Raw genomic sequence first — 9,073 nt, 5'->3', positions numbered from 1 at the left:
CTGCGCCTTGCGCTGCAAACAAAGCAGTGCTTTGTTCTTGCTCAGGGTTGTGGCTAAAATTATCTCAGGCTACGTTATGAAACTTAAAAATAGTCTCGCTATTCTCTTCATTTCCTTGCGGAGTATACTCCTCATGCCTGCTCAATTTTAACCTACAACGCAAGCCATTTATGAAATGTCCACAGACCCTAAAGTTCATTAGATTGAATGAGATTGAAATCAAATCATTTTTATGAAATGACGCTATGCAATTTCAAGTCCTACAATAAAAGTATGAATAATATTTAATATTTGCTGAGGATTTTCTTTATGTGGCATATGCTTTGCACCTGCAATAATCTCTAATTGAACTGTTTTAGTTGCATAATCGATAAACTGTTGAGGTTGAGCCAAAGAGCCATATTCATCCAGTTCTCCATGAATGACCAAGAGAGGACATTGTATTTGCGTTATCGTGTCTCTTAACTGCCAATGGCGGAATTGAGAAGATAACCATGTTTCAGTCCAAGCATTTAAAACCCATTGAGCTTTTTCTCCATGATATTTTTTAAGACGATTCATTTGTCCTAGATGTTGAAAGTTGGTTTTGGCATCTTGAATTCCAGTAAGGGTTTGTTGTTCTACAAAAGCCTGTGCTGAAATGGTGATTAAGGCTTTACATTGCTCTGGATACTGCACAGAACAGTGAGTTGCCATCCCACCGCCTACACTATGTCCCATCACTATAAAATCTTGAATTTTGAATTGTTCTAAAATGACTGAAAAACCTTCTATTGCTTCATTTTTTACAAAATCAATATCCAAGAAGTCGGGATGGGGGAGATGATTGTCCAAAGCCTAATCGATCGTAGGCAATGATTTGACGTCCTGTAATTTCAGCAAGTCGTTCAGGGAAGTCTCGCCAAAGTTCTACTGACCCCAAAGAATCATGCAAAAGAATGATTGGTGTAGTTGAGTGCTGATCAGGCGACCATGACTTTACATAAAGTTTTGCGACGGAGGAATATGATTTTATATCTAGCCAAGCTTCAACAATTTTTATATTAGACACGTCAGTCTCATTTCTTCATCAAATCAATCTGTGACACACCATAACGACTTTTTTAACTCTGGTCCAAGTTAAGTGAATGATTAAAAATGTCCTCTCGGGTCATTATTTATCAGCAAATACACTTGTTTCAGTTATTTGTCTGACACTTTGTTGGATAGTCATAAATTGCCAATCGATTGACCGTAAATGCTAATGGTATTTGATGCAATATGTCTTAATTTCGGCTGTATAAAAGCATGGTTTTGACTAGGAATGTGAATTTGTACTGGATTTTTAGACAAAGCTTTGCACTATAGATAAATAGATGAGGTTTTATATGTTGCTTGCTAAACCAGTCAAAAAGGTCTTTGCAAAAGTTTTTCCCAGCCAATTGGTGGATTTAACTGAGCAGGTTGCTAATATTCCGATTCGTCATTTTGATTTTAAATTCAGCCCTGATGAGCTGGATGTTAAATTTTTTATGCAAAAGGAATGGGCGACTGCTTATTTTGCAGCACTTTCAATTTTTTTGACTTATGGCGAAGAATTGGTGATTGAAACTGCACGTCACCATCGTGACCAAATCAAAGATCCAATCTTGAAACAGCGTTTAACCAGTTTAATTGGGCAAGAGGCGATTCATTCTAAAGTCCATGAAGAATATAATGAAACAATGATTCCCAATCATTTGCCAGTACAACTGTACCGTTTTCTTGCTGAACAAGTATTTAACAATACTTTTCTAAAATTTCCACAGCCATTGAAGCTTTCAATGATGGCTGGAATCGAGCATTTCACTGCTGTTTTTGCTCAGTATGCCATGACACACCAAGATATTTTTAATCATTCACTTGATGAAAAAACACGTGCTTTATGGTTGTGGCATATGCTTGAAGAATCTGAACACAAAGATATTGCATATGATACCTATCAAGTTCTTTCAGCAAATTATAGTTTACGCATTTTAGGATTCTTTATTGCCTTAATTACGCTTGGGGTAGGTGTCGGTGCAGGTGCATTATTTTTGCCGTTTTTACGGCGCCCGCAAAATACCTTGAGTTTAAGCTTTTGGAGAGAAGCGAAGGGGAGTTGGGATTTACTCTTTGGCTTAAAAGATGGTGTGTTTGGCAGTAGTTTAGGGCATATTTTTGATTATCTGCGCCCAAGCTTTCATCCCAATGATCATGACACCAGTGAACTATTGGACTATTTCAAGAAAGAGCTACTTGATCCTGAGACAGGAACGCTGACTCCATATTTTATCAAAGAATTTACGCCAGCGATCCGCAGCTAAACCTGAGTGAATTGAACATCTTTTTTAAACAAGAGTGACTAGGGGCTGTGGACAATTCGTCTATGTTTGCGACTAGGTGTGTTTTTTAGGCGATTCTAGGCGCGAAATACGAAATTTAGTCATTCTAAATGATGAGACTTCGTAACGACGAAGCGACAAAAAACATGCTAGTCCCCGCTGCGCCTTGCGCTGCAAACAAAGCAGTGCTTTGTTCTTGCTCAGGGTTGTGGTTAAAATTATCTCAGGCTACGTTATGAAACTTAAAAATAGTCTCGCTATTCTCTTCATTTCATGCCTTACCTGCTCAATTTTAACCTACAACGCAAGCCATTTATGAAATGTCCACAGACCCTAAATGGTTGCTCTTTTTTTGTATTGCTTAATAGCACATTTGACCCGTTTTGATTTCTCAACACATCACAGAACTTATCTTCATAGGACATTTTCTATCTTGAAGAACAACACTGTAGAGTAATTGTTAGACAATCCATTGTGGTTGTCATAATTTGCTAATCGAATGTCTGCATATGCCAATGGTAATTGACAAAGCATGTCGTAATTTTTAGTGATCAAATTAGAGTTTTTACTCAAAAGGCAAGCTGTGCCATGTGTTAAATAGACCTGTGCATGGGTGACCAGATTAAATGAATAAAGAGTATTTTCTATGTTCGTGAAACCGTTAAAAAAAGCTGTCGCTAAAATGTTTGCTGCAGCGCCATTTAGTTTGGCAAATCAAACACCGATTATTCCTATTCGGCATATGAAATTTGATTTTGATCCAGCAAAACTCGATCACAGATTTTATATGGATGCCGAGTTAGCAAGTGCTTACTTTGCTTCATTATCAATTTTTTTGACACGCGGTGAAGATTTGGTGATTGATACTGCACGATATCATCGTGATTTCATCACTGATCCTTTGCTTAAGCAACGTGTAACATCATTGATTGGTCAAGAAGCCATTCATTCTAAAATGCATGAAGAGTTAAACGAAGCCTATTTAATTCGTGATTTGCCTGTAAAGCTTTTCCGTACTTGGGCAGGATGGGCGTTTGAATATGGATTTGAACGTCTTCCTCAGCCAATGAAACTTTCATTGATGGCGGGAATTGAACATTTCACGGCTGTTTTGGCGGAATACATGATGAATCATGAGGAAATTTTCTTCCGTTCTCAAGATGAAAAACAGCGTGCGATCTGGATGTGGCATATGCTTGAAGAATCTGAGCATAAAGACATTGCCTTTGATGTTTTTCAAGAATTATCAAATAACTATTTATTACGTATTGCTGGATTTTTCCCTGCTTTGATCACGATTCTTGTATTGATTTCAGCAGCTTCATTTTTGGTTCCTTTTTATCGTAATCCAAAAAATTTAATCAGCTTACGTTATTGGAGTGAGATTCCTTACAATTTTCGCCTGATTTTTGGTTTAAAAGATGGGGTTTATGGCAGTAGCTTTAAGCATATTTTTGATTATCTACGTCCAAATTTTCATCCAAATGATCATGATACCTCTGAATTTTTGGAATATTACAAAGAAAAGTTGCTGAACCCTGAGAACGGTATTCTTACGCCTTATTTAACGAAAGAATTTTACCCGACATTGCGTTCGTAAAATAAAAAAATAGATGGATTGAAGAGATATGGGATTTTTTTCTAAAAAAGTAAAACCTAGCCAAAATGCTTATGCAGTGGTGACTGGTGCTGGCAGTGGAATTGGTCGTAGTTTTGCCTTGGAGCTTGCCAAGCGTGGTGGAACGATTGTTTGTGCTGATATTAATTTAGACGCTGCTCAAGAAACGGTAAATTTGATTGAGTCACAAACTTCAGGAAAAGCCTTTGCTGTGCAATGTGATGTTGGACTGAAAGAGCAAGTCAAAGCGCTGGCTGAACAGGCTGAAAAATTAATGAATCATCCTGTGAGTTTGGTCATTAATAATGCGGGTGTCGGTTTAGGTGGCAAGTTTGATGAAGTTTCTTTAGAGGATTGGCAATGGTGTATGCATGTCAATTTGTGGGGAGTGATTCACGGCTGTCATTACTTTGTCCCAAAGTTCAAACAACAAGGTCGCGGCGCAATTATTAATGTGGCTTCAGCGGCTGGTTATACCGCAGCACCAGAGATGACGGCTTATAACGTGACCAAATCCAGTGTATTGGCTTTGTCAGAAACCCTATCCGCTGAACTTCGCAAAGACAATATTCGCGTCAATGTGTTATGTCCAACATTGGTACCAACCAATATTATGAAAAATGGTCGTTTACCGGGACATTACGCAGGGCTAGCCGATGATTTGCTAATGAATCATGCATTTACCACCAGCGATCAAGTTGCTATCAAGACCTTAAATAATCTGGATGCAAACAAGCTTTATACCATTCCGCAACCCGATGCAAAGCTGTTCTGGATCATGAAACGTGCTTCGCCAGCATTGTATGCCAAGGTGTTGGGTATTGGTTATCCATTATTTAATAAATACGTAAAATAAGATTTGAGTAGACGACTATGACGACTGAAACCACTTTAGATACACATCCAGAAGATAAAAGCGTGAAAAAGACGACAACGCAAACAACGTTGGAAGAGATTAAGCATGTGACTCAACCGAACACAGCACAATCTGCAAATTTAGAAGACAAAGCATTGGAAGTAAAAACCGTATCCAAGCCTGCGAAATCCACTGCTGCGAAAGTTGGCGCTGCTAAAGCGGAGATTCAAAAAACGGCTAAAGCTGCGGTAAAGTCGACTCAACAAAAAGCTACAACTCAAACAACAGTGAAACCAGAGAGCGCTGAACAGACTGCTGATAAAAAAGTAACCAGTGCTCAGAAAAAACAGCCCGTTCATACCTACGATACTATTGTGGTCGGGGCAGGTATTTCTGGAATTGCTGCGGCTTATCAAATGAATCAAGTGGGCTATCATGACTATGTTGTACTAGAAAAAGCCAACCGTGTTGGTGGTACGTGGCGTGATAACAATTATCCAGGTTGCGGTTGTGATGTGCCATCTGCGCTTTATTCTTTTTCATTCTCTCCTAGTCATAAATGGAGTCATCTGTTTGCCAAACAGCCTGAAATATTAAGTTATTTAGAAGAGGTGGTGGAAAAATACGACCTTGGTGAGAAAATTGAATTTAATAATGAATTGATCAGTGCCAAATGGGATGAAGTACAACATATTTGGCACTTAGAAACATCTAAAGGCGCTTACCAAGCAAAAACAGTGATTTTTACTACAGGTCCAATTACTGAACCTTCGATGCCTAAATTAAAAGGTATTGAAACATTCAAGGGAGAAATGTTTCACTCTGCACGTTGGAATCATGATTATGATTTAACAGGTAAACGTGTGGCTGTCATTGGTACGGGCGCTTCAGCAATTCAATTTATTCCACAAGTTCAACCTTTAGCGAAACAATTGATTGTGTTCCAGCGCACAGCACCATGGGTACTTCCTAAGGCTGACATGGAATTGAATGAAACTGCGAAAGGGATTATTTCTAAGTTTCCAGTCATTCAACAAACTTGGCGCAACAGTATTGCTCAGATTTTAAATGGGATTAACTTTGGGTTACGCAATCCGAAAGTACTCGAACCTGTCAATTTTTTAAGTAAGCAATTACTCAAATTACAAATTAAAGATGAAAAACTGCGTAAAGACGTGACCCCTAACTTTACCATTGGATGTAAGCGTTTATTGTTTGCGAACAATTATTATCCAGCCTTACAACAAGACAATGTTGACCTTGTTCCTCATGGTTTGGTGGAAATAGACGGTAATACGGTGATTGCAGCCAATGGTGAGCGTCATGAAGTTGATGTGATCATTTGGGGAACAGGTTTTGAAGTTTCTCATCCGCCGATTGGTAAACGTGTTTATGATGCCAATGGTCAAGTCCTTGCAGAGCGATGGAAAAACAGTTCTCCAGAAGCGTATTTAGGTGCAAGCATTGAACATGTTCCCAATGCATTCTTGGTCTTGGGTCCAAATATTCTGGTCTATGATTCATTTATTGGTATTGCGGAAGCGCAAGTCGGCTATATTGTTGATGGTTTACTAAAAATGCGTGATCAGAAGTTCACCCGTTTTGAAATTAAGGGGGATGTGATTACCCAACATAATCGACGTCTACAAAAGCATCTAAAAACAACGGTATTCAATGCAGGTGGCTGTAAGTCTTATTATCTGGATGAAAATGGACGAAATTTTGCGGCATGGCCTTGGTCATTGCAAGAGCTTCGTAATCAGTTAAAACAACTGGATTTAAATCATTACACGGTGACGCGAAAAGATTAAAACGTTCACTAAATTGTAGAAGGTGATTCGAAAGCCCTAAATTTATTTAGGGCTTTTCTGTCTTGTATAAATGCAATTTGAGAATAATGATCTCTGCGACAATTAAATTAACCACCCAACCTAACCAAGACTCCAATTGATAGATATGCACAGGTGTCAGCCAATCAAAATAGGGCTGTAAAGTGTAAAGTCCCATTTTCCATGTTCTTAAACTTAATGCAGAAAGGCTGAGAGCGAAGCTCCGAATCATCCAGTCACGATGTAAAATCCAACGTTTTTTCAATAAAAAGTACAACGCGGATAGGGTGGTAATTGCCCAGAGTGAACTTAATAAGACAAAGCTGATTTGGGTAGATAACCCTCCAGCTGCTGAAAAAGCTAGAATTAAACCACTGGGTAAAGAAAACCCTAAAATGGTGATCAGATATAGCCAACCACTCCAACGATGAATTCGGGGAAAACGCGTGCGAAAGACACGGAAAAACTGTGTAAATCCAGCGATGAGTACAAAGCTACTGCTGATCACATGGATTTTAAAAGCCGTCTGCCAAGGTCGAGTATTGACTACATCTTGCTTAAGCAATAAAAAATGCTGTTCTGTGTTCCAAGGAAAATATTGCAAACATATTGCGACCATGAGGTAACACAAATAGGCATAGACCAAGAGAGAAACTATACCTAAACTTATCGTGGGCAGATTGTTTTTTATTTTTGCCATACTGTTATGTAATAAAACGGGTTCAGTAAATTATAATCAAAGATATATCCAAACACAGTGTTTATATTTGGATTGAATTTGATTTTTTTGCATTATGTTGCGCCACAAATACGATAATTTGTTTTAAAATTACCATGAATATGTATCACTCATCGTCATAACAAATAGGAATAACAATGAATAAGCGATTAATAACATGTATCGGGCTTTCCGCAATTTTTACTCAAAGTGGCTATGCACTGGATATTCAACAATTACAGAAATCTTGGTCTGGAAAATATGATGAACAAAAAATCGGTGTTTTTATCCAATCGATAGATCGAAATCAGGTCAAAGGTTACAGTATTTTGGGTAAGAACAAACAGAACTTCACAGGTAAGGTACAGAACACAGCTCAAGGCTATAAAATTACCGCAACTGAAAGCGGTGCACCTTCAAGCAGTGGAGTATTTACTTTTGTGGTAAGTCATAGTCAACCTAATCTGTTGGAGTCGAGTTGGGAGTCTACAACAGCAAAAGTAAAACCTAAATATTTTGACTTAAAACCGCAACAATGCCGTTATCAAAAAGATGTGGGTGATTATCCTGTTGCTTCTCAACGTTTATTGAAAGATCAAGATATACAAATTCCCGCAGAAGAACTGGATTGGATGCGTAATGAAATTTATGCACGACATGGTTATTCATTTGCAAATCGTGAAATTGCCAATCAATTTGCTGATCAAAACTGGTATATGCCATGTAGTACCAATGTAGAAAACCAATTAACTCAGATTGAAAAAACCAATATTCAACGAATTAAAAAAATACGTCCATACATGGCTAAAATGGAATGGGGACGTTAAGCACACAATCCATCACAAAATTTGAGCGTTTATTTTATGCTTTACTATTCTTCAGTTCGATTGAGTACTATGGTTTTTGTTCTAAGTGCATCTGCCCTGAGTTTTGCAGCAACTCCTACAGATCAAGCAGTGATCAACAGTATAACGAACCTAAACGATTCTCAAGCGACACCCGCCAAAGCGATCATGATTGATTATATGAAAGAGGTTCATTTGTTGTCTGGAGAGCTGGCTTATCTCTCTGGTGTAACATTTGAAAATGCAGGACGAAATTTTTGGGGAGGCTATATATTGACGCGCCCAAAGTTAAAACAATCTCGAATACTTGAGTTCGGTGGTCAAGCCAATGATTTCACAGTACATACGGTGCAATATCGAGCAAAACCAATCGATTTGGTTGAAATAGAGTCTGCAGGCTCGGGGCAGGGGCAAGTTTCCCAGACAACTGATTTAGTCTATTTTGATGGGTGGAAAGCTAAAATTATTGCAACTGCTGAATCTTCGAGTCATCCGGGGCGTTTTAGTGAGAAGTTGGGTGAGGAAGATTGTAAAACGGGTGGGGAAATTGTTTCAAGTTTAAAGATTTTACCCAGTCGCAATGAAGTGATTAAAACTATTCAATCATCCAATGCATGTAAAAATGCAAAAGTCACAACCCAAACGGAAAGAATCAAAATCGTACTATAAGTGCTCTTGTTGATTGCAGTGCTCGGTGATTCGATCAGATCAGATTCACTTTTTCCATCTCTGAAGAAATGAAGCATCATCTGTGCAAAGTCATTAAACTTTAAACATAAGGCAGGGTGGTCACAACACTCATATCATCACCCAATATATTCGATGGTTAATTTTATTATTGAAGATAAACGATATTTTATTGTAT

Annotated in this window: 7 protein-coding genes and 1 pseudogene; 6 read left to right on the top strand and 2 right to left on the bottom strand. The window is 38.2% G+C overall.

Going from position 1 to position 9,073, the window contains the following annotated elements; all coding sequences use genetic code 11:
• Window positions 1-243 precede the first annotated feature (243 nt).
• Window positions 244-1,042 (bottom strand): annotated as a pseudogene (locus ACINWC743_RS08260) (alpha/beta fold hydrolase).
• Window positions 1,043-1,367: 325 nt separating this feature from the next.
• On the opposite strand from ACINWC743_RS08260, the gene ACINWC743_RS08255 reads away from it, so the two are divergent.
• The 4 genes from ACINWC743_RS08255 to ACINWC743_RS08240 all read left to right on the top strand — a co-directional run bounded on the left by ACINWC743_RS08255 (window position 1,368) and on the right by ACINWC743_RS08240 (window position 6,627).
• A complete protein-coding gene (locus ACINWC743_RS08255) occupies window positions 1,368-2,324 on the top strand; it encodes a metal-dependent hydrolase (RefSeq protein WP_004829451.1) in 957 nt (318 codons plus the stop codon).
• A gap of 664 nt (window positions 2,325-2,988) precedes the next feature.
• Window positions 2,989-3,942 carry a metal-dependent hydrolase gene (locus ACINWC743_RS08250; protein ID WP_004829450.1) on the top strand — a complete coding sequence of 318 codons (954 nt, stop codon included), beginning with the start codon at window positions 2,989-2,991 and terminating at the stop codon, window positions 3,940-3,942.
• A 28-nt stretch (window positions 3,943-3,970) separates the two neighbouring features.
• Window positions 3,971-4,816, top strand: a complete 846-nt coding sequence (locus ACINWC743_RS08245; protein ID WP_009585084.1) for an SDR family NAD(P)-dependent oxidoreductase — start codon at window positions 3,971-3,973, stop codon at window positions 4,814-4,816.
• Window positions 4,817-4,833: 17 nt separating this feature from the next.
• On the top strand, window positions 4,834-6,627 hold the full coding sequence (locus tag ACINWC743_RS08240) for a flavin-containing monooxygenase (protein WP_009585077.1): 1,794 nt from the start codon (window positions 4,834-4,836) through the stop codon (window positions 6,625-6,627).
• A 46-nt stretch (window positions 6,628-6,673) separates the two neighbouring features.
• Here the strand turns inward: ACINWC743_RS08240 and ACINWC743_RS08235 are convergent, their stop codons facing one another.
• A complete protein-coding gene (locus ACINWC743_RS08235) occupies window positions 6,674-7,345 on the bottom strand; it encodes a DUF2306 domain-containing protein (protein WP_009585088.1) in 672 nt (223 codons plus the stop codon).
• A gap of 176 nt (window positions 7,346-7,521) precedes the next feature.
• On the opposite strand from ACINWC743_RS08235, the gene ACINWC743_RS08230 reads away from it, so the two are divergent.
• On the top strand, window positions 7,522-8,190 hold the full coding sequence (locus ACINWC743_RS08230; RefSeq protein ID WP_004829446.1) for a YARHG domain-containing protein: 669 nt from the start codon (window positions 7,522-7,524) through the stop codon (window positions 8,188-8,190).
• Window positions 8,191-8,259: 69 nt separating this feature from the next.
• Window positions 8,260-8,877, top strand: coding sequence for a hypothetical protein (locus tag ACINWC743_RS08225; protein ID WP_009585086.1), 618 nt, complete (start codon window positions 8,260-8,262; stop codon window positions 8,875-8,877).
• Window positions 8,878-9,073 lie beyond the last annotated feature (196 nt).

Origin of the sequence: Acinetobacter sp. WC-743 (assembly GCF_000335555.1) — a bacterium.
Classification (GTDB): Bacteria; Pseudomonadota; Gammaproteobacteria; order Pseudomonadales; family Moraxellaceae; genus Acinetobacter; species Acinetobacter bereziniae.
This window is presented reverse-complemented; position numbering and strand designations above follow the sequence as displayed.